Genomic DNA, 20,259 nt, shown 5'->3' on the forward strand with positions numbered 1-20,259 from the left:
CAAGGCTGTTGCCTCAGTCGGGGAGCCAATCTTCCCGATGCACCGGCTGGCGTGGTGCCTGCTGCTTTGCCTGCAAACAGTGCAAAACATCGCGGGAAAGGGGCCGCGCGGCAACGAATTCAGGGTTGCAAATGCTGCGCGAAAAAGTTGACACCGATTGCAGGCACGGACGTAACACCCTCTTGGAGTCATCATCTTGATTGCGTCGCAATTGCCGGTTTAATGCGTCCAATGACGACCCCATCATCGCATTCGCGGCTCAGGCTCGCTGCAGTCCTCATACCGAGCCTGATCTCGGTGCCGCTGGTTCTTGGCTTTTTCGGATCGGCGCATCCGCTCTTCGATGCCTTTGCGCATTTTCGCATGCATCTCGCCGTACTGATGGCCATCTCGGCAATCCCTGCGCTCATCCTTGGCCTATGGCGCGAGGGGCTGATGTCGATCGTCTTCGCGCTGACGGCGCTAGGGACGGTATTGATACCCACACCTGCTCCTTCGGCCGAAGGCGGAAAAGAGCCCGCATCGAATGGCGGCCTGCCCGAATTCAAGCTGATGCAGCTCAACCTTCGCTACGACAATCGCGATCAGTCGGAAGTCATTCGAACGATCGCGCGCGAAACGCCCGACGTCATCACCTTGCAAGAAGTATCCGACGACTGGCGATCCAGACTCAAAGCTGTTGAAGGACGATATCCTCACAAGATCGTCTGCCCAAGCACGAAGCGCGTCGGCGGCGTTGCCATCCTTTCGCGGCGGCCTTTCGCGCTCGGTACGACACCGCAATGCGTCGGGAACAGTTTGATGGCGCTGGCGCGCATCGATTTCGGCGGGCGCAGCGCACTCATAGCCTCCGTGCACCTTGGCTGGCCCTGGCCTTTCGAGCAGGCGGAAAATGTCGAGGAGATGCAGCCCTATCTCGTGCGCCTTGGCGGTCCGATGATCCTTGCCGGCGATTTCAACGCTGCACCGTGGAGCCAGACCATCAGGAACCTCCTCGACGCCAGCAACACGCATCCAGTCGACGGCTTGCGTCCAAGTTGGCTGATCAATGGCACTTTTGCCCATGCCGCGCGCTGGATCGGCCTACCGATCGACCATGTGCTCGTATCAGAGCGCATTGCGGCAAAATCGGTGGATTCGCTTCAGCCGGTCGGCTCCGACCATCTGCCGCTGCTGCTGCGATTTTCAATAGAGGGCGTGGATGACAATGGACCGGACGAGCAGACCGTCATGCTCCGCAATCAGGAGCCCGGCACGATGGCCGGGCTTTGAGAACTACATGTTCGTATAGACGGGCCCCTCGCCGCCCTGCGGCGGCACCCAATTGATATTCTGATTGGGGTCTTTGATATCGCAGGTTTTGCAGTGAACGCAGTTCTGGGCGTTTATGACGAATTTCGGACCCGACGCCTCCTCGACCCACTCATATACACCCGCCGGGCAATATCGGGTCGATGGCCCGGCAAAGACATCATGTTCCGATGACTTCTGCAGCGCAGGGTCCTTGACGATGAGGTGAACCGGCTCGTTCTCCTCATGGTTGGTGTTCGACAGGAACACCGACGAAAGGCGGTCAAATGTGAGAACGCCATCCGGCTTCGGGTAGGCGATCGGGCTGTATTTGCTCGCGGGCTCGAGCGAGGCAGCGTCGGTCTTGCCGTGCTTCCAGGTTCCGAACGGCGACCAGCCGCCAAAGATCGTGTTGAGCCACATGTCGAGACCGCCGAGCATGACGCCGCCAATGGTGCCGAGCTTGGACCACATCGGCTTGACGTTGCGCACGCGCTTCAGGTCCTTGCCGATTTCACTGGAGCGCCAGGCATTCTCGTAAGTGATAAGTTCATCATTGGCGCGGCCTGCCGCAAGCGCCTCGGCGACATGCTCGGCCGCCAGCATGCCGGACAGCATGGCGTTGTGGGAGCCTTTGATACGCGGAACATTGACAAAGCCTGCCGAGCAACCAATCAGCGCGCCGCCCGGGAACGACAGTTTCGGGACCGATTGCCAGCCGCCCTCGGTGATGGCGCGCGCGCCATAGGAAAGGCGTTTGCCGCCTTCAAACGTACCGCGAATGGCCGGATGCGTCTTGAAACGCTGGAATTCCTCGAACGGCGACAGGTAGGGATTCTTGTAGTTGAGGTGCATGACGAAGCCGACGGCGACGGTATTATCCTCAAGGTGATAGAGGAATGAACCGCCCCCCGTCTTCATGTCGAGCGGCCAGCCGAAGGAGTGCTGCACGAGCCCGAGTTTGTGCTTGGAGGGATCGACTTGCCAGAGTTCCTTCAGGCCGATGCCGTACTTCGCCGGCTCCTTGCCCTCGCTGAGCTTGAAATTGTTGATCAACACTTTGGCGAGCGACCCGCGGGCCCCTTCGGCGATGAGGACATACTTGCCAAGAAGAGCCATGCCGCGCGTATAGGCGGGCCCATGCGTGCCATCTTTTTCAATGCCCATGTCGCCGGTGGCTACGCCGATGACTGCGCCGTTATCATCGTAAAGAACATCGGTGCCGGCGAAGCCGGGGTAAATCTCAACGCCGAGTTCTTCCGCCTTGGTACCGAGCCAGCGGCAGACATTGCCGAGCGAAACGATGAAATTGCCATGATTGTTCATCAGCGGCGGCATGGCGAAATTAGGCAGGCGGATAGAGCCCGAGTGTCCCAGCACCAGGAAATGATCGGCCGTTACCGGCGTCTTGAAGGGGTGGCCCTCCTCGTCGCGCCAGCCGGGCAGCAGTTTGTCTATGCCGATGGGATCGACAACGGCGCCGGAAAGGATATGGGCTCCGATCTCGCCGCCCTTTTCGAGAACGACGACGGAAAGTTCAGGATTGATCTGCTTGAGCCGGATGGCCGCCGAGAGGCCCGACGGTCCACCCCCGACTATCACGACATCAAACTCCATGCTCTCGCGCTCTGGAAGTTCTGGTGTCTCGCTCATGCTTTCCTCCTGAATACCTGGTATGTGCCCCGTAACACGATTCCTGCCCGTGTTTTTCCGATTTGTAACGCAACAATAGCCGCAAGACAGTGCCTAGAAAGCATTCCAGATGCGGCCAATTGCCCTCATGTTACGACGAGCGCAGCGATTCATATTTTACCTTGACGTAAACGTCAATCAACTGCCGCCTTGTGACAGTTGCGCGATGCGGCAATTCGTTCATACTTAGCCACGAACATAGCGAAGCTGGTGCCCATCGTTTGATGATTGGAGACCGGATGACACGACCCCGGGCAATCTCGATGCTCAAAGGCGTCCTCGCCGCCGCTTTGCTGTTCGCCGCCGCCGTTTCCACTGCAATCGCAGCCGAAGAACCCGAACTTTGGGTGGCGGGGCCCTATTCATTTTCCGACGAACTCGGCGGCTTTACGATCCGGTCGATCAGCGGAACGGGTACGCTGAAAGACCCCATCATCCTCACCGAGGAGTTTCCTTCCGCAACGCCGACAACCCTTGTCATCCGCACCGACAGGGTCGCTCTTGCAAATCCCAGCGAGGATGCCGGCATTCTCTTCTACTTGCAGGTTCGGGCGATCAACGGCAGCGGCCATCCGTGGATCGAGTTCGAATTCGAACTGCAGGAGCAATTGAATGTGCCGAGCGACTATGGCGACGGCCTGTCGTTCTATCAACCGGGAGACAAGACCGACCTGGTCAAGTCGAGGGGCTTTGCCCATTACAGCGACGATTTCGAGCCTTACGACCGCCTTGTGTTCAGTGGCGGCAAACTCGATCCCGGCCAGAATGCTACGTTCCAGTTTCCAATCGCTGATTTTACGCCGAAGCGTGTGTTCTATCTGGTGCAGGACCCACGCATTCCGTCCTCTTGAACTTGCAATCGCCCGCACAATTTGCGACTTCAGAGGAAAAGGATTTCCCATTGCCCAACCTGCGCGAGCTCTTGCACTTTTATGCCGAGGCCGGTGTTGACACGCCGCTCGAGGATGTGCCCGTCGACAGGTTTTCGCAGGTCGAGGCAAAGCGTGCTTCGCCAGTCGCGCCCATTTCCCCTCCTGCGAGGTCCGCATCCGAGCCGGCTTCTGAACGCCCTCAAGCCAGTATAGCCGCGCCGGCGCTTGCCAAAGCGTCCGTGCCTGACGACGCTAAGATCGCAATGGCGCGCCAGCTTGCATTAGGGGCAGGCTCGCTCGAAGAACTGCGCGAGCAGCTCGGCGCCTTCGACGGGTGCAACCTGAAGTTCACAGCCAAGAATCTCGTCTTTTCCGACGGCAATCCCGCCGCATCCATCATGTTCGTAGGCGAAGCGCCCGGACGCGAAGAGGACCTGGAGGGCGTGCCCTTCATCGGCCGCTCCGGGCAATTGCTTGACCGCATGTTTGCCGCCATCGGCCTTGATCGCAGCAGTGTCTATATCGCCAATACAATCCCTTGGCGGCCGCCGGGCAACCGGACGCCGACGCCGCTCGAAACGGAAATCTGCCGTCCGTTCTTCGAGCGCCAGGTGGAACTCGCCAACCCAAAGATTTTGGTGGCACTCGGCGGCCCAGCTGCCAAGGCATTGACGAATGCCAGCGAGGGCATTTTGCGGCTGCGCGGCAACTGGAAAACCCATCTTACGCCGTCCGGCATCGAGATACCGGTGATGCCAACGCTTCACCCGGCCTATCTCCTGCGCAACCCGGCGCAGAAGCGCTTTGCCTGGCGCGATTTCCTCAATGTCAAAATGCGGTTGCGCAGCCTGGCCGAATAATCCAATGGCTTGGCGCAAAACTGGAAAGGCAGTGTCGTAATTATCGGCTTGCGGGCCGAACGAAACCTGTAGCTTTCCAGGCTGACACGCAGGATCCTTCGATGTTTCTCCAGCTCTTGCCGATTACGGCGCTATTGACCAGCACGTTTCTGATGCTGACGGCGGGGGGCCTCGCGGGAATTCTGTTGCCGCTGCGCGCCGGCATGGAGGGCTGGTCGCCGACGACGATCGGCTGGCTGGGTACGGGCTACGCGCTTGCCTTCACCGGAGGCTGCATCGTCGTGCCACGACTTGTGCGGCGTGTCGGCCATGTCCGGGTCTTCGCCGTTCTCCTGACGCTGCTCAGCATGTCGATGCTCCTGCATGGCTTGATCGTCGATCCCTGGGCCTGGACCGTTTTTCGCGCTCTGGCCGGATTTTCGCTCGCCGGGAGCTATATGGTCATTGAGAGCTGGCTCAACGAGCGCGTCACCAATTCGACGCGCGGCATGGTGTTTTCGATCTATATGATCGTGTCGATGATCGGCCTCCTTGTCGGGCAATATATCCTGCCATTCGGCAACCCCTTGACGCAGGCGCTGTTCATGATCGGCGCCCTCATCTACGCCGCCGCGCTCATACCGACGGGCCTTTCCAATGCGCAGTCGCCGCGTCCGCTCACCCAGGTCTCGCTGGATTTGCCCGGCCTCTTCCGCAAGTCGCCTGCGGCGCTGGTCGGCTCGCTGCTTGCCGGTATCATCGCGGGTGCATGGAATTTCTTGTCGGCGGTCTACGGACGCGATATCGGGCTTTCCACCTTCGGCATCGCCACGATGATTGCCACATCGATGATCGGCGGCGCGATTTTCCAGTACCCCATCGGCCGCATGTCGGATTTCATCGACCGTCGCTACGTCATGGTCGTCGCCGGGATTGGCGGTGTCGCCATATCATTGACGATGATCATGCTGCAGCCAACGACGCCATGGGTCATCTATACGCTTATGTTCGCTTTCGGGACCGTGCTCTTCCCCATCTATTCGCTGAACGTGGCCCATGCCAACGACTTCGCCGAGCCGAGCGAATTCGTCAAGGTGTCGAGCGGACTGCTCATTGTTTACGGTGTTGGCAGCATGATCGGGCCGCAGATCGCGGGCCGGCTGATGGACTTGAACGGCCCGTCCGGATTCTTCGTGACGATGGCGATTACCTACGCCGCCTACGGATCCTACGCGTTCTGGCGCAGCCTGCGCCGTGCCGCGCAGGCGCCCTCGACGCGGCCGGATTTCGCCATTCGCCCACATGACCGCCCGCAAACGCCCGAAACCTTGCAACTGCACCCATTAAGCGAAGCGGCTCAGGGCGAGCAGCAGTAGGGCAATCACCCCTGCGGCGTCGATGCCTTGCGCGCCCTTGCGCGTGCAAGGCCTAGCCGGTGCTCACGGTAGATGATGAAGATGCCGGCACTAATGACGATGACCGCGCCGGTGATCATTTCCGCGGTCGGGATATCACCGAAGAGCAGATAGCCGATAGTAATCCCGAGCAACATGGATGTGTATTCGAACGGCGCAATCGTCGACATGTCGGCGTGGCGGTAGCTTTCAGTCAGCAGGATCTGCGCGACGCCGCCGGCGATCCCGGCCATGATCAGATAGGTTGCCTGCAAGCCCGTCGGCCACACCCATCCGAATGGAAAACTTACGAGCGCGATAAGGCTCGACGCGATCGAGAAATAGACGACGATTGTGGGTGTACGCTCCGTCTGCACGAGCTTGCGCACGAGCAGCATGGCAACGGCAGCAAGCCCGGCGCCGCCGAGCGTGGCAAGCGCGCCGATCGCCTCGCCGCCGCCAAATTCCGTCGCCCCGGTAAAGAAAGACATGCGCGGCCAAAGGATGATCAGGACACCAACGAGCCCGAAGCATACCGCCGACCAGCGATAGAGACGAACCGTCTCGCGCAGAAATATCGCGCTGCAGACGACGGTCAGGAGCGGCGTCGCGTAAGAGATCGCAATCGATTCCGGCAGCGGCAGTTTGGTGAGGCCGTAGAAACTGAGGCTCATGGCGCTGACGCCGACGAAGCCGCGCCAGAAATGGCTGAAGGGCTCGCTCGTCTTGAAGGCGACGGTCATCTGTCCCTGCCATGCGATGAAGGCAATGACCGGAAAGATCGCGAAGAAGGAGCGGAAAAAGACGAGCTGGCCGGCGGGAATGCCATCCGATGCCTTGAGCAGGCTCGACATGCAGACGAAGACACAGACGGAGGCGACTTTCAGACCAATTCCGAGCATCGCATTGGTCGTACGCAATTTGTCTGCAACGGGCGGTTCACCTTCTTGCGGGTGAACGATAGTGGTCACAACGGGAATTCCTTGGGGGTAGGCGGCGAGCGAAATGATGGGGACTGGAAACTGATATATCTATATGCTTGTTTTCGCAGGCACACCAGATGGAATTCCGATCACGTTGCGTTTGGCGCTCAAACAATCGGGTGATCGCTGCCCTCAGGGTTTCCTACCGACGCAACTTGCTCTAGGTTCCGGCACCACACAAAGGATTTTTCGACTATGCGTACCGATACCGGCAAGGTTTTTCATCTGGAAGATTACAAGCCGACCGATTTCCTCATTCCCGAAACACATCTGGATTTCACGCTCGATCCGGAGCGCACGATTGTCAAATCGAAGCTTATCGTCGAACGCCGCGCAGGCGTCGGCGCCGATGCACCGCTCATTCTCGATGGTGACGGACTCAAGCTTGTCGATATCCGCATCGACGGCACCCCGCTCGGCGACAATGCCTATATGGCCTCGCCGGAGCGACTCGAGATCCGCGGCCTGCCGGAAAACGGAAGGTTTACGCTTGAAATAACCACGGAGATCAATCCTACTCTCAACCGGCAATTGACCGGCCTCTACCGCTCGAGCGGCGTGTACTGCACCCAGTGCGAGGCTGAAGGCTTTCGTCGGATCACCTATTTCCTCGACCGGCCGGACCTTCTTTCCGTCTATACGGTCCGCATCGAAGCGGCGCGCAGCGAGGCGCCTCTCCTGCTTTCAAACGGCAACCCCAAGGATAAGGGAGCGCTTACGGATGGGCGCCACTTTGCAGTCTGGCACGATCCGCATCCCAAGCCCGCCTATCTCTTTGCGCTCGTCGCCGGCGATCTCGGCGTCATCACCGACAGCTTCACGACGGCTTCCGGCCGCTATGTCGATCTCGGCATCTATGTCGAACATGGCAAGGAAGCGCGCGCGCTCTATGCGATGGACGCACTGAAACGTTCGATGAAGTGGGACGAGGAGGCATTCGGCCGCGAATACGATCTCGACATCTTCAACGTCGTCGCCGTTTCCGATTTCAACATGGGCGCGATGGAGAACAAAGGTCTCAACGTCTTCAACGACAAATATGTCCTTGCCGATCCCGAGACTGCCACCGACGCCGACTATGCCGGCATCGAGGCCGTCATCGCCCACGAATATTTCCACAATTGGACAGGCAATAGAATCACTTGCAGGGATTGGTTCCAGCTTTGCCTCAAGGAAGGCCTGACCGTCTACCGCGATCACGAGTTTTCGGCCGACATGCGTTCGCGGCCGGTCAAGCGTATTGCCGAGGTCAAGGCGCTCAAGGCGCATCAGTTCCCGGAAGACGCAGGTCCCCTCGCCCATCCGGTGCGCCCGCGCCAGTTTCGCGAGATCAACAATTTCTACACCTCGACGGTTTATGAAAAAGGTTCGGAAGTCGTGCGCATGATCCGCACGATCCTTGGACCCGACCTTTTTCGCAAGGGCATGGATCTTTATTTCGAACGCCATGACGGCGATGCAGCGACCATTGAAGATTTCATCAAGGTCTTCGAAGACGCCTCCGGCGAGGATCTCAGCCAGTTCGGCCTCTGGTACGACCAGGCGGGAACGCCCAATCTCGCCGTCACTTACGACTACGACCAGGCAACCAAGACGTTCGAGATCGAAATCGAACAGTCGCTGAAGCCGACGCCCGGACAGGCGTCGAAGAAGCCAATGCACATTCCCATCAAGTTCGGCCTGCTCGGTGCCAAGGGCCGCGAACTCAAGCCGCGGTCGGCGAAGGGCGGGCTCGTCGATGGCGACGTGATCCATCTGCGCAAGCGCAAGGAACGTTTCACCCTTTCGGGCATCGCCGAGCGCCCGGTGCCATCGCTGCTGCGCGGCTTCTCCGCGCCAGTGACGATGACGAGTGAGCTGACCCGGACTGACCTCATCTTTCTTGCACGCAACGATGGCGATGAGGTCAATCGCTGGCAGGCATTGACCGAGCTTCTCAACAGCAAGCTCACCAGCAACGCCAAACGTATTCGCGGCGGCAAGCCGGCGACCATCGAAAGCTCATCGATCAAACTTCTCGGGGAGATCGCGGCCAATGTTGCGTTGGACGAGGCTTTCCGCGCGCTTTGCCTGAGCGTTCCATCCGAGAGCGATATTGCGCGCGAGCTCGGCGCCAATATCGACCCCGACGCGATCCTCGCGAGCCGCGACGCGCTGATCAAGACTGTTGCCGAAGCCAATGAGGAAAAGTTCACCCAGATTTACGAGCAACTTGCCGATGACGGGCCGTTCCAGCCCGATGCCGCAAGTGCGGGGCGGCGTGCGCTGCGCAACGTCCTCCTCGATTATCTGAGTGTCGCGGAAGCGGATCCGAAGCGGGCGGCTGCTCAATTCAACGGCGCCGACAACATGTCGGACCGTGCAGCGGCGTTGCATGTGCTTGTCCAGCGCTTCAGCGGCAGCGATGCGACCAGCCAGGCGCTCAAGGCGTTCGAGGACCGCTTCGGCAGTGACGCGCTGGTCATGGACAAATGGTTCATCGTCCAGGCGATGCAACCCGGCGTCGGAGCGCTGCAGAGGGTGCAGCGCCTGATGAAGCACAAGCTGTTCTCTCTCGACAACCCCAACCGCGCGCGCGCGCTCATCGGCGCATTTTCGAGCGGCAACCAGACTGGTTTCAACCGCGCCGACGGCAATGGCTATGTCTTCTTTGCCGAAACGATCCTGACGATCGAAAAGAAGAACCCGCAGCTTGCCGCGCGCCTGCTGACGGCGATGCGCTCTTGGCGCTCCTTCGAGCCGGTGCGGCGCGAACATGCGCGCGAAGCGCTGGCAAATATCGCCAAAGTCGGCGATCTTTCGGCGGATGTTCGCGATATTGTGGAGCGAACGCTGGCTTAGGCCGGGTCTCCCGGCAACCTGCGATCAGGGAATTCGAGTCATTTCAAGGTGTTACGATCCGTCGTTCATCGGAGGCCTCGAATTGCCTAAACTATTGATAAATATTTAACAAAGGGACTAGACACAAAGAATCAGTTTTGATTCACTGTAGCTGCTTCGGATGTGCGGCGTGCCGGAGCAAATCACGGGACACAACGGCAATTCGAGGGGGCCATTCAATGGCAAATGCGGACGCGTATCGCGCGCCGACGGGGAAGATTTACGCCAAGGACCGGACGACTGCGCGGGGGCGCAACCGGCTCTCGGGCCACGTAAAGCTTCTTGCCGACCCCGCCTATGGCAAGCTTCTCGCCACCGAACCCTACCTGCGCCGCGCCATTCCGCCGCTCATCGTCGTCTTTCTCATCGTGCTCGCCGTCATCCGCTTGATGTCACTGCTCGCCTGGCGCGACGATGCCGAACGGACGGCCCGCGCTACCCTTTCAATGGCTGCCATCCATATGGCGAGCATCATCGACAATCGGATGAACGGCGGCCAGAAACTCGGCCGCGGCGATCTTCAGAACATCATCGCCGAGACCCGCGCCAGCGACCTCATCCCTCAGGGCATGTGGTTTGCAATTGCCGACGCGGATGCGCGCATTATCGCCTCGTCCGAAGGCGGCGAGCGCTGGCGCGAACGCAATCTCGAAACCTTCGTCACCGAGGGGCAGCCGCTGTTCTTGTTTGGCGAGCGTGCCGGCACCATGCCCGTCAAGGTCGAGGGAACGCCTGCCTTTGCCGCCTATAGCCGAACAGCCAATGCGGCGCATTCTGTCTTCGCCATGCAGCCGGTCGAGGACGTCTTTGCCGAGTGGCGGCGCACCGTCTCAGTCAATGTGACGATGTTCGCAGGAACAGCGACGATCATGCTGATCGTGCTCTACGCCTATTTCAGCCAGTCGGCGCGGGCCCAGGATGCAGACGAGCTCTACCAGCACACGCAGGCACGGGTCGATACCGCCCTCGCCCGCGGGCGTTGCGGTTTGTGGGACTGGGACATGGCACGCGGGCGGGTCTACTGGTCACGTTCCATGTATGAAATGCTGGGCTATGAAGCGCATGATGCGATCCTCTCGCTCGGTGACATTTCGTCGATCATCCATCCCGACGACGACAAGCTTTATCATGTCGCCTCGCAGGTCGCGGCCGGCGAAATCAACCAGATGGATCGCGTCTTCCGCATGCGTCATGCCGAGGGCCATTGGGTATGGATGCGGGTCCGCGCCCAGGTCGCGGGCGAAGGCGACCTGCATCTCGTTGGTGTCGCCGTGGATGTGAGCGAGCAGCATCGCTTTGCCCAGGCGACGGCGCAGGCCGACCAGCGCATCCGTGAAGCGATCGAAAGCATCTCCGAGACCTTCGTTCTCTGGGACGCCGACAACCGGCTCGTCATGTCGAACGGCAAGTTCAACGAGTATTCGGGACTTGCGAATGAGTGTCTTTTGCCCGGTATCGGTCGTGACGAGCTGGAGCCGCGCATCCGCGCCGTCGCCTTCGAAAAGCGCATGGCCAATGAGAATGGTCGCAACGGCGCGCTGACCTTCGAAAGGCAGCTTGCTGACGGACGCTGGCTGCAGGTTAACGAGCGGCGCACGCAGGATGGCGGGCTTGTCTCAGTCGGCACAGACATCACTCAATTGAAGGTGCACGAGGAACGGCTGGTCGACAGCGAGCGCCGCCTGATGGCGACCATTCACGACCTCAGCCTCGCCCGCAAATCCGAAGTCGAGCGTACGCTCGAGCTTACGGAGCTCAACAGCAAATACGTGGTCGAAAAGGAACGTGCGGAGGCGGCAAACCGCGCCAAGTCCGAGTTCCTCGCCAACATGTCACACGAACTGCGCACGCCGCTCAACGCCATTATCGGCTTTTCCGAGATCATGCATTCGGGAACCTTCGGCGAACTCGGCTCCGACCGCTATGTCGAATATGTGCACGACATCCACACCAGCGGCAATTATCTGCTTAACGTCATCAACGACATCCTCGACATGTCGAAGATCGAAGCGGGACATTTCTCGCTCGATCGCGAGGAAATCGATCTCTGCCCGCTCATCCACGAAACCGTCCGGGTCATCTCGCTGCAGGCGCAGGAGAAGGACATCAAGGTCGATACGCGCATTGCCGACAGCGTCACGATCGACGCCGACCGCCGCGCGATCAAGCAGGTGCTGCTCAACCTTCTCTCCAATGCCGTGAAATTCACCGATACGGGCGGGCGCATCGCGGTGCGGGCGCGCAAGGTCTCGGGCGCGCTGGTCTTCACAGTCGAGGATACGGGCTGCGGCATCCCGAAATCGGCGCTGAAGAAAATCGGCCAGCCCTTCGAGCAGGTGGAAAACCAGTTCACCAAGTCGCATGCGGGCTCCGGACTTGGGCTCGCCATTTCCCGCTCGCTCACGGAGCTTCACGGCGGCGCGCTGAAGATCCGTTCAACCGAGGGGGTCGGCACCATTGTCTCAGTGCGCATCCCGACGCGGGCGCTGGAAGTCGCCTAGCTACTTCTTTGCTTTCTGCAGCAATGAGTCAAACGTCTTGCGTACCGACATGGCTGTCTCCTGAAGTTGCGCCTCCACGCGATCAAGATCGGGAAGGTCGGAGGCCTTGCAGAGAAGATCGCCAAGCCCTGGCGGGAAATCCTCGCGCTTGACATCGCCATCGAGGCACAGGCGGATGATCTGGGTAACGCCGGTATAGAGGTTCGCGGCCTCGACAAGACGGTCCGCTGTTGCGGGATCGACGAACTCGGGCTTCAGCTTGCGCAGCACTTCTGCCGTGGAAAGGGCCACGACGGGCCCTTCGACATTGCCGGTGAGCACCGCAAACTGGGCGATGAATTCGAGATCGATGATGCCGCCGGCGACAAGTTTCAGGTCCCAGGCGTCGCTCGGGGGTTTCTCCGCTTCAATCAGAGCCCGCATTTCGGCGGCATCCTTGGCGATCTTCGACGCGTCGCGTGGCATCGCAAGGATGCCGGCCACGTCTTCCTGAATTTCGGGGAAGAAAGAGGCATCGCCGGCTACCGTGCGCGCCCGGGTCAGGGCCATATGCTCCCACGTCCAGGCATCATTGCGCTGGTATTTGCGGAAGGCGTCGATGTGCGTGGCGACCGGGCCCTTGTTTCCGGACGGCCGCAGCCGGAAATCGACTTCATAGAGAACGCCTTCCGCCGTCGGCGCCGAAAGAGCCGCTATGAGGCGTTGCGTCAGGCGCATGTAGTATTGCGACGGCGCCAGGCCTTTTTCGCCATCTGACTCGTCCGCATCCTCGTCATGATCGTAGAGCAGGATGAGATCGACATCGGAGCCGGCGGTCAATTCGCGGCTGCCGAGCTTACCCATGCCAAGAATGGCGATGCGTCCACCTTTGATCGAACCATGTCTTACGGCGAATTCGTCGATCACCGCCTGCAGGGCGCGGTCGATGACGAGATCGGCAAGGTCCGAAAAGGCCTTGCCAGCGCGCGCGCCGTCGATCGCGCCGGTGAGCAGGCGGATGCCGATGAGAAAACGGTGCTCGGCGGCGAAGATGCGCAGCCGGTCGAGAATATCCTCGTAAACCTTGGAGGGCCCGAGAAAATTCTCCAGCCGCTCCGCAAGATAGCTGCGCGTTGGAACATCGGCGAAGATCGCCGGGTCGAGCATGCCGTCGAAAATATGCGGCTTGCGGGTGATAATTCCGGCAAGTCTTGGCGCCGCGCCCATGATCAACACCAGAAGGTCGAGGAGGCGCGGATTTGACTGCAGCAGGCTGAAGAGCTGTATTCCCGCCGGCAATCCCTTGATCATTTCGTCAAACCGCATCAGCGCTTCATCGGCACGGCTCGTCGCGCCGAAGGCCTTCAGCAGGACCGGCGTCAATTCGGTGAGGCGCTCGCGCGATTCCGCCGACTGCGTGGCACGGTAGCGGCCAAAGTGCCAGGTTCGGATGACGCGGCAAATATCGCTCGGGCGCTCGAAGCCAAAATTGGCGAGCGTCTTCAATGTGTCCGGATCATCTACATCGCCGGTGAACACGAGGTTTCCGGCCTCGCCGGTAAGTTCCTGCGCCTGTTCGAACAGCGCGGCATAGTGTGTCTCGACGGTCGTGAGCGCGGCGCGGAAATCCGCCGCAAAGCTTTCGCCATCGCGATAGCCCATCAGATGCGCAACGCGCAGGAACTCCTCGTCGTCTTCCGGCAGCATATGCGTCTGCTCGTCGGCAATCATCTGGATGCGATGCTCGACGTCGCGCAGGAACCAGTACTCTCGCGTAAGCGTGTCGCGCGCTTCCTCGCCGATCCAGCCGAGATCCTCCAGTGCCGCAAGCATATCGACGGTGCGCGAGCCTCTGAGCTTGGGAAAACGGCCGCCAGCGATCAGTTGCTGCGTCTGGACGAAGAATTCGATCTCGCGAATACCACCGCGGCCGAGCTTCACATTGTGGCCACGCACGGCAATTTCGCCGTGGCCCTTATGCGCGTGGATCTGCCGCTTGATCGAATGCACGTCGGCAATCGCAGCATAATCGAGATATTTTCGCCAGACATACGGCGCAAGTTCCGCAATCACCCGCTTGCCGACAGCGATATCGCCGGCGACGGGCCGCGCCTTGATCATTGCAGCGCGTTCCCAGTTCTGACCCCGACCCTCGTAGTAATTGAGGGCGGCGCCGACAGGAATTGCCAGCGGCGTCGAGCCCGGGTCGGGACGCAGCCGCAAGTCGGTGCGAAAAACGTAACCGTCCGCCGTACGGTCCTGAAGGATGCGCACCAGGCGGCGCGTCAGTCGCGAGAACGTTTCAACGCAGTCATAGGGGTCGGGAATGGCCGGGCTGTGCTCGTCGATGAAGACGATGAGATCGATATCGGAGGAATAGTTCAGTTCGAACGCGCCGAATTTCCCCATGGCGAGGATGATCCAGCCCGAATCAACCTCCGGATGCTTCAGATCGGGGAGCTTCAATTTGCCGGCGGCATGGGCGTCGCGAAGGAGGAAGCGCGCGGCCGCTCCAACACTCTCTTCGGCCAGGCGCGAAAGCCAGAACGTGGCATCATCGGCCGAAAAAACACCTGACAGATCGCCGAGTGCGATAAGCAGATGCCCTTCGAGCTTGTGCTGCCGCAGTGCCGTCATCAGATCGGCTTCGGTGAGGTCTTCCGCATCGCTGCCCGCCGTGATCTCATGCAACAGCGCTTCAAGCCGCCGCGGGAGCGAACGCTCGAACAGTGGATCGAGCAATTGCGGACGCTGCAGAAGCGTACCGCGCAGATAGGGCGAAAGATCAAGAACGGCAGACAGAAAACCGGCAGCGGGCTTGTTGTCGTTCAGCGCCGTGCTGAAGCCACAGCCCTTTTCCCCGGCATGGGCAAGAAACTCGCGCAAGAGAGCCGCAGCATTCTTCTTATCCAAGGGCGCCAGTTCCCGCAATACCTGCGAAAAGAATGGCGCATCAGCATTCGCCGCCTTGGATATTCCGCTCATCCGCTTTCCTCTCCCGCCGGAAATGTCAGGACCGCCCGTAACCCCGGCGCGTTGTCTGCTAGTTCCAGGGAACCACCGTGCAATTTCATGACCGCCTTGGCAAGGCTGAGACCAAGACCGGAACCGGGTTGCGAACGGCTTTCCTCGAGTCGCACAAAGCGTTCTGTCGCGCGCTCCATCTGATCGGCGGGAATGCCTGTTCCATTGTCCGCAACGATGACTTTCACCTTGTCATCCGCTCTCACGACGGAAAGCGAAACCTCCACGGGACGGTCGACGCCGCTGGCATATTTGATCGCGTTGTCAACAAGATTGGACACGGTCTGCGCGACAAGTTCCCGGTTGGCCCTGACAGGCGTTGCATCAACGGGTCCGAGCAAGAGCTGGACACCGGCCTCCTCGGCGGAAGGCTCGTAAAGCTCGAACACGTCCTCGGCGATCACCGAGAGCGGGATTTGTTCGAGCGCTTCCGTGGAATATCCGGATTCCAGGCGCGAGATCATCAGGATCGCATTGAAAGTGCGGATAAGCTGATCGGAGTCGCTGATCATGCCTTCCATGGCAGCGCGCCACTGTTTCGTCGTCCTCGCGCTGGCGAGGGCAGATTCGGCGCGATTGTGCATGCGCGTCAGGGGCGTCTTCAGATCGTGGGCGATATTGTCGGAAACATGCCGAACGCCTTCATTGAGTTCCTGGATGCGCGCGAGCATGCCGTTGAGATTCTCGGACAAGCGGTCGAACTCGTCACCGGACCCGCTGACCGGCAGGCGGCCGGCGAGATCGCCGCCCATGATCCGCTGCGATGCGACGGAAACCTTGTCGATGCGCTGAAGCGCGCGGCGGCCGACGAAGAACCAGATCAGGAACGCGCCGATGCCCATGGTACCGAGAGCGGCCATGAGCGCGCGGCGTACAACGAGGCGAACCTGCTCGGGCTCCCCGAGGTCACGCCCGACCATGACGCGTATCCCGTTCGGCATGACGATGACGCGGGCAATGGCGGTGTGGGTCTTTGCCTCGTTGCCCTCGCCGTAACGCTCATAGGTGATGGGACGTTCGATCCAGCCTTCAGTCTGGAGGACGCCGATTTCAATGCTCTGGACGTTTCCGGCGACGATCCGCCCGGCGGGGTCGGTCACCAGATAGAGATAGGCGCCGGGCTGGCGGCCACGCCGATCGATCGAACGCACAAGCCCGGCAATGCCGCCGCGCTCATAGGATTGACCGATGCTTTCGATCTCTTCGTTGACGGCGGTCTCAGTTTGGGTGGTCAGAAGACGCACGGAAAGGCTGGTCATGTAGAATACGAGGCCCAGCGCGCAAACCGTAAAGAGCAGGAGGTAAAGTGCCGACAGCCGGACGGCCGTCATCTTCATCATGGCGGAGAAACGGCTCATGCACCGGTCTCGGCTGCCTTGAGCATGTAGCCGGCACCGCGCACCGTATGCAGGAGCGGCGTACCGAAATCCTTCTCGATCTTGCCGCGCAGGCGCGAGACATGGACATCGATTACATTGGTCTGCGGATCGAAATGATAGTCCCAGACATGTTCGAGCAGCATGGTACGGGTGACGACCTGCCCGGCATGGCGCATCAGATATTCGAGCAGGCGAAATTCTCGCGGCTGCAGGATGATGACCTGGCCCGCACGTTTGGCCGTATGGGAAAGACGGTCGAGTTCGAGATCGCCAACCCGGTAAACGGTCTCGGCCTCTTTTGGGCTAGAGCGGCGCTGAAGCACCTCGATCCGTGCGAGAAGTTCGGAGAAAGCATAGGGCTTGGTGAGATAATCGTCGCCGCCAGCGCGAAGACCGGTAACGCGATCATCGACCTGGCCGAGGGCAGAGAGGATCAGGGCCGGCGTGTCATTGCCGCGCGCCCGAAGCGCCGCCACAACGGAAAGCCCATCGCGACGCGGCAGCATGCGGTCGACGACGAGCGCATCATAGCTGCCCTGCTCCGCCAGCGCGTAACCGGTTTCGCCATCGCCGGCGACATCGGCCGTGTGGCCGGCCTCAGCAAAGGCCTTTTCCAGATATCGGGCCGCTTCGCGGTCATCTTCAATGACGAGAATCTTCATGGCGCAATTCTAAGCCGGTTTTGGTGAATGCGTTAAGTGGTGCCCCAAAAGAAGTGGGCGGCAGATTAATCGAAGGAGATCTGCCGCCCTTGTTTGCGTTGGCGCTTGCGGGGTGGGGGATGTGAAGCGCCGCCGCAACCTTTAGATCAGGATCAACCCTGATTGATCGGCAGCGCCACGAAGCGCGACTGATCGTTGGTCTGGACCTGCAGGAGGACCGCCTTGCGGCCGGCCTTCGTTGCAGAGGTGATCGCCGTCTCAATGTCCGCGCCGCTCTTTACCGGCAGGTTGTTGACCGAAACGATGATGTCACCCGTGGTGATGCCCTTGTCGGCTGCGTCGCCCTGGCGGTCTACGTCGGTAACCACGACACCCTTGCCGTCGTCGGAAGGCATGACGGTCAGGCCGTAGTCATCAAGAGCCGAAGGCTTTGCAGTCTCCTGGTCCGGCTGCGTGTTCTTCGAGGCCAGCTGGTCGTCGCCCGGCATCGCCTTGATCGCAACGTTCAAGGACTTTGCCTCACCCTTGCGCCATACAGTCAGCTCGACATCCTTGCCCGGATTGATCGCAGCGATCTTCTTGGCAAGGTCACGTGGGTCGGAGACGGTCTCGCCGTTCACGGCCGTGATCACGTCGCCTGCCGATACGCCAGCCTTTGCGGCGGGGCCATCAGCCTGCGGTTCGGCAACGAGAGCGCCCTTCTCTTCGGCAAGGCCAAGGGATTCAGCGATCTCCTTGTTGACCGGCTGAATCTGTACGCCAATCCAGCCACGCGAAACCGATCCGGTCTTGATGAGCTGATCGACAACGTTTTTGGCTGTCGTCGAGGGGATGGCGAAGGCGATGCCGACGCTGCCGCCCGATGGGGAGAAGATAGCGGTGTTGATGCCGACGACTTCGCCGTTGAGATTGAAGGCCGGGCCACCGGAGTTGCCGCGGTTGACTGCAGCGTCGATCTGCAGGAAGTCGTCATAAGGACCTGCGCCGATATCACGGCCGCGAGCCGAGACGATGCCCGCCGTAACGGTACCGCCGAGGCCGAACGGATTGCCGACAGCAACGACCCACTGGCCGACGCGGATCTTGTTGTCGTCGCCGAACGAGACATAGGTGAACTTGCGCTTGTCGTCGACCTTGAGGACGGCGAGATCGGTACGCTTGTCCTTGCCGATCAGCTTGGCGTCGAGTTCGGTGCCGTCATTCAGCACGACCGAATAGGCGCTGCCGTCTTCAACGACGTGGTTGTTGGTGACGAGATAGCCGTCTTCAGAGATGAAGAAACCGGAACCCTGGGCAGTCGGACGGATGCGGTCCGGACGGTTATGATCGCGCGGGCCACCCTTGCGCGGCTCCATACGCTGGCCGCCCTGGCCACCGAAATCGTAGAAGAAGCGCTTCAACGGATGGTCGTCCGGCAGCTGATCAAGGCCCGGCATGCCCCCCGAACCATCGTCGGCGGTCTGGTGAACGGCGCTCTTGACGCGGACGCTCACGACCGCGGGGCTGACCTTCTCGACAACGTCGGCAAAGCCGGGCTGCTGGGGAGCATCGACACGTACGGCTTCAGCCTGAGCCGGAACGATAGCGGCGAGCGGACCCGTTGCCAGAAAGCCCCCGACGAGCGCCGAGGACAACATTGCGGCAGCGATGCCCTTGCGGAAGTGTGAGGACTTGCGAATATTCGGCATGAATGTATCTCCTTGAAAGTCCGATCGTTAGGAGGACGATCGCTTTATAGCAGTAGTGATACAGATAGGAACGTTACCCCGCTATTTCCGCAACATGACAAATTTGTAAGATTGACGTTGGACGACATGTGGAAAGCTGGCTACAAACCGCAGGCGCTTCCACCTTCTGTTACCTGGAGACACCCATGCCGCCGCTTGGCTCAACGCTGCGTATCCATAAGCCTTACGAAGGCGTTTATGCCTTCTATGATGGACGGATTGACGGGGTGCGCGCCTATTCCGAACGTCCCAACTGGCTGGATGACGGCGCTTATTCGCTTGGCGTATGTTCCTATGCACTGCTGTCTGGAGATGAGGCGCTTGTCTATGACACGAGCATTTCTCTTCCCCACGCCCGAATAATTCGCAAGACCCTCGAAGATGCCGGAGCACGCAGGATTACGGTCGTGCTGAGCCACTGGCATGTGGATCACGTTGCCGGCAACGAAGTTTTCGCCGATTGCGAGATCATCGCCAATAGCCTGACGGAAAAGGCGTTGCGCAATCATCGCGACAATCTGGAAAACAGGGATCCGCCAATCCGCCCGCTGGTCATGCCCAACCGCATTTTCGAGGATGAATTGAGCTTGAAGATCGGTGCGTTCGAGGTCGATTTACGCGTCGTCGATATTCACATCCGCGATGGCACGATGCTGCTGCTGCCGGCAATGGAACTATTGTTTGCCGGCGATGCGCTCGAGGATCCGATAACCTATGTCGCTGAACCCACCAGGCTGAAAGAGCATCTTGCCGATCTCGCCCGCATGGCGACCTGGGATTTCTCGAAGATCCTGCCCAATCATGGCGCGGAGGATATCATTGTCGCGGGCGGTTATGGGGCGAGCCTTATCGATGCAACAAGAAACTATGTCGAGAAGCTGATCACGGTGCGCCAAAACAGGGATCTCGCGAGCGACGACCTTCAAGCATTTGCAGAAGAGGATTTTCGGTCAGGAGCGATCCATTATTTCGCTCCCTACGAGGTCGTGCACCGCGAGAACATCAAGGCAGTTCTCTCGGGAGAAGCGGAAGAATAG

General features: G+C 60.1%; 13 protein-coding genes. 7 read left to right on the forward strand and 6 right to left on the reverse strand.

The window, feature by feature from the left end:
• Nucleotides 1-231 precede the first annotated feature (231 nt).
• Complete coding sequence (locus BM074_RS01275) at nucleotides 232-1,272, forward strand: endonuclease/exonuclease/phosphatase family protein (RefSeq protein ID WP_027229924.1); 1,041 nt, start codon at nucleotides 232-234, stop codon at nucleotides 1,270-1,272.
• 3 nt (nucleotides 1,273-1,275) lie between these two features.
• Here the strand turns inward: BM074_RS01275 and BM074_RS01280 are convergent, their stop codons facing one another.
• A complete protein-coding gene (locus BM074_RS01280) occupies nucleotides 1,276-2,943 on the reverse strand; it encodes an electron transfer flavoprotein-ubiquinone oxidoreductase (protein WP_091919232.1) in 1,668 nt (555 codons plus the stop codon).
• Between the two features lie 278 nt (nucleotides 2,944-3,221).
• Here BM074_RS01280 and BM074_RS01285 point away from each other — a divergent pair, with 278 nt between their 5' ends.
• The 3 genes from BM074_RS01285 (at nucleotide 3,222) to BM074_RS01295 (ending at nucleotide 6,069) form a co-directional block, all read left to right on the forward strand.
• Nucleotides 3,222-3,833, forward strand: a complete 612-nt coding sequence (locus BM074_RS01285; protein ID WP_244532706.1) for a hypothetical protein — start codon at nucleotides 3,222-3,224, stop codon at nucleotides 3,831-3,833.
• Between the two features lie 50 nt (nucleotides 3,834-3,883).
• Nucleotides 3,884-4,714, forward strand: coding sequence for a uracil-DNA glycosylase (locus BM074_RS01290; RefSeq protein WP_091919234.1), 831 nt, complete (start codon nucleotides 3,884-3,886; stop codon nucleotides 4,712-4,714).
• A 101-nt stretch (nucleotides 4,715-4,815) separates the two neighbouring features.
• Nucleotides 4,816-6,069, forward strand: coding sequence for an MFS transporter (locus BM074_RS01295; RefSeq protein ID WP_027229928.1), 1,254 nt, complete (start codon nucleotides 4,816-4,818; stop codon nucleotides 6,067-6,069).
• Between the two features lie 5 nt (nucleotides 6,070-6,074).
• Here the strand turns inward: BM074_RS01295 and BM074_RS01300 are convergent, their stop codons facing one another.
• Nucleotides 6,075-6,989 carry a DMT family transporter gene (locus BM074_RS01300; protein ID WP_091921359.1) on the reverse strand — a complete coding sequence of 305 codons (915 nt, stop codon included), beginning with the start codon at nucleotides 6,987-6,989 and terminating at the stop codon, nucleotides 6,075-6,077.
• Nucleotides 6,990-7,265: 276 nt separating this feature from the next.
• Here BM074_RS01300 and pepN point away from each other — a divergent pair, with 276 nt between their 5' ends.
• Together pepN and BM074_RS01310 are read left to right on the forward strand one after the other, a co-directional pair.
• Nucleotides 7,266-9,911 carry an aminopeptidase N gene (gene pepN / locus BM074_RS01305; RefSeq protein ID WP_091919236.1) on the forward strand — a complete coding sequence of 882 codons (2,646 nt, stop codon included), beginning with the start codon at nucleotides 7,266-7,268 and terminating at the stop codon, nucleotides 9,909-9,911.
• 218 nt (nucleotides 9,912-10,129) lie between these two features.
• The gene (locus BM074_RS01310; RefSeq protein ID WP_091919238.1) at nucleotides 10,130-12,451 is read left to right on the forward strand and encodes a PAS domain-containing sensor histidine kinase; all 2,322 of its coding nucleotides are present in this window, start codon (nucleotides 10,130-10,132) and stop codon (nucleotides 12,449-12,451) included.
• Here BM074_RS01310 and BM074_RS01315 read toward each other — a convergent pair whose 3' ends face one another.
• The 4 genes from BM074_RS01315 to BM074_RS01330 form a co-directional block, all read right to left on the reverse strand.
• A complete protein-coding gene (locus BM074_RS01315; RefSeq protein ID WP_091919240.1) occupies nucleotides 12,452-15,415 on the reverse strand; it encodes a bifunctional [glutamine synthetase] adenylyltransferase/[glutamine synthetase]-adenylyl-L-tyrosine phosphorylase in 2,964 nt (987 codons plus the stop codon).
• On the reverse strand, nucleotides 15,412-16,812 hold the full coding sequence (locus BM074_RS01320; RefSeq protein ID WP_091919242.1) for a sensor histidine kinase: 1,401 nt from the start codon (nucleotides 16,810-16,812) through the stop codon (nucleotides 15,412-15,414). The genes BM074_RS01315 and BM074_RS01320 overlap by 4 nt, the downstream gene beginning before the upstream one ends.
• Nucleotides 16,809-17,495 (reverse strand): response regulator transcription factor, encoded by a 687-nt coding sequence (locus tag BM074_RS01325; protein ID WP_027229934.1) that lies wholly within the window; start codon nucleotides 17,493-17,495, stop codon nucleotides 16,809-16,811. Before BM074_RS01325 ends, BM074_RS01320 begins: the two co-directional genes overlap by 4 nt.
• A gap of 152 nt (nucleotides 17,496-17,647) precedes the next feature.
• A complete protein-coding gene (locus BM074_RS01330; protein ID WP_027229935.1) occupies nucleotides 17,648-19,183 on the reverse strand; it encodes a Do family serine endopeptidase in 1,536 nt (511 codons plus the stop codon).
• A gap of 185 nt (nucleotides 19,184-19,368) precedes the next feature.
• On the opposite strand from BM074_RS01330, the gene BM074_RS01335 reads away from it, so the two are divergent.
• Entirely contained in the window at nucleotides 19,369-20,259 is an 891-nt protein-coding gene (locus tag BM074_RS01335) for an MBL fold metallo-hydrolase (protein ID WP_091919244.1), read from the forward strand.

The sequence above is a fragment of the Phyllobacterium sp. CL33Tsu genome (assembly GCF_900113985.1).
GTDB classification, from domain to species: Bacteria; Pseudomonadota; Alphaproteobacteria; order Rhizobiales; family Rhizobiaceae; genus Phyllobacterium; species Phyllobacterium pellucidum.

What these genes read in the sequence shown, in the direction of transcription:
- BM074_RS01275 (WP_027229924.1), top strand. Translation starts at nt 232, where the DNA reads ATGACGACCCCATCATCGCATTCGCGGCTCAGGCTCGCTGCAGTCCTC.
- BM074_RS01280 (WP_091919232.1), bottom strand. Translation starts at nt 2,943, where the DNA reads ATGAGCGAGACACCAGAACTTCCAGAGCGCGAGAGCATGGAGTTTGAT.
- BM074_RS01285 (WP_244532706.1), top strand. Translation starts at nt 3,222, where the DNA reads ATGACACGACCCCGGGCAATCTCGATGCTCAAAGGCGTCCTCGCCGCC.
- BM074_RS01295 (WP_027229928.1), top strand. Translation starts at nt 4,816, where the DNA reads ATGTTTCTCCAGCTCTTGCCGATTACGGCGCTATTGACCAGCACGTTT.
- BM074_RS01300 (WP_091921359.1), bottom strand. Translation starts at nt 6,989, where the DNA reads ATGCTCGGAATTGGTCTGAAAGTCGCCTCCGTCTGTGTCTTCGTCTGC.
- pepN (WP_091919236.1), top strand. Translation starts at nt 7,266, where the DNA reads ATGCGTACCGATACCGGCAAGGTTTTTCATCTGGAAGATTACAAGCCG.
- BM074_RS01310 (WP_091919238.1), top strand. Translation starts at nt 10,130, where the DNA reads ATGGCAAATGCGGACGCGTATCGCGCGCCGACGGGGAAGATTTACGCC.
- BM074_RS01315 (WP_091919240.1), bottom strand. Translation starts at nt 15,415, where the DNA reads ATGAGCGGAATATCCAAGGCGGCGAATGCTGATGCGCCATTCTTTTCG.
- BM074_RS01320 (WP_091919242.1), bottom strand. Translation starts at nt 16,812, where the DNA reads ATGAGCCGTTTCTCCGCCATGATGAAGATGACGGCCGTCCGGCTGTCG.
- BM074_RS01325 (WP_027229934.1), bottom strand. Translation starts at nt 17,495, where the DNA reads ATGAAGATTCTCGTCATTGAAGATGACCGCGAAGCGGCCCGATATCTG.
- BM074_RS01330 (WP_027229935.1), bottom strand. Translation starts at nt 19,183, where the DNA reads ATGCCGAATATTCGCAAGTCCTCACACTTCCGCAAGGGCATCGCTGCC.
- BM074_RS01335 (WP_091919244.1), top strand. Translation starts at nt 19,369, where the DNA reads ATGCCGCCGCTTGGCTCAACGCTGCGTATCCATAAGCCTTACGAAGGC.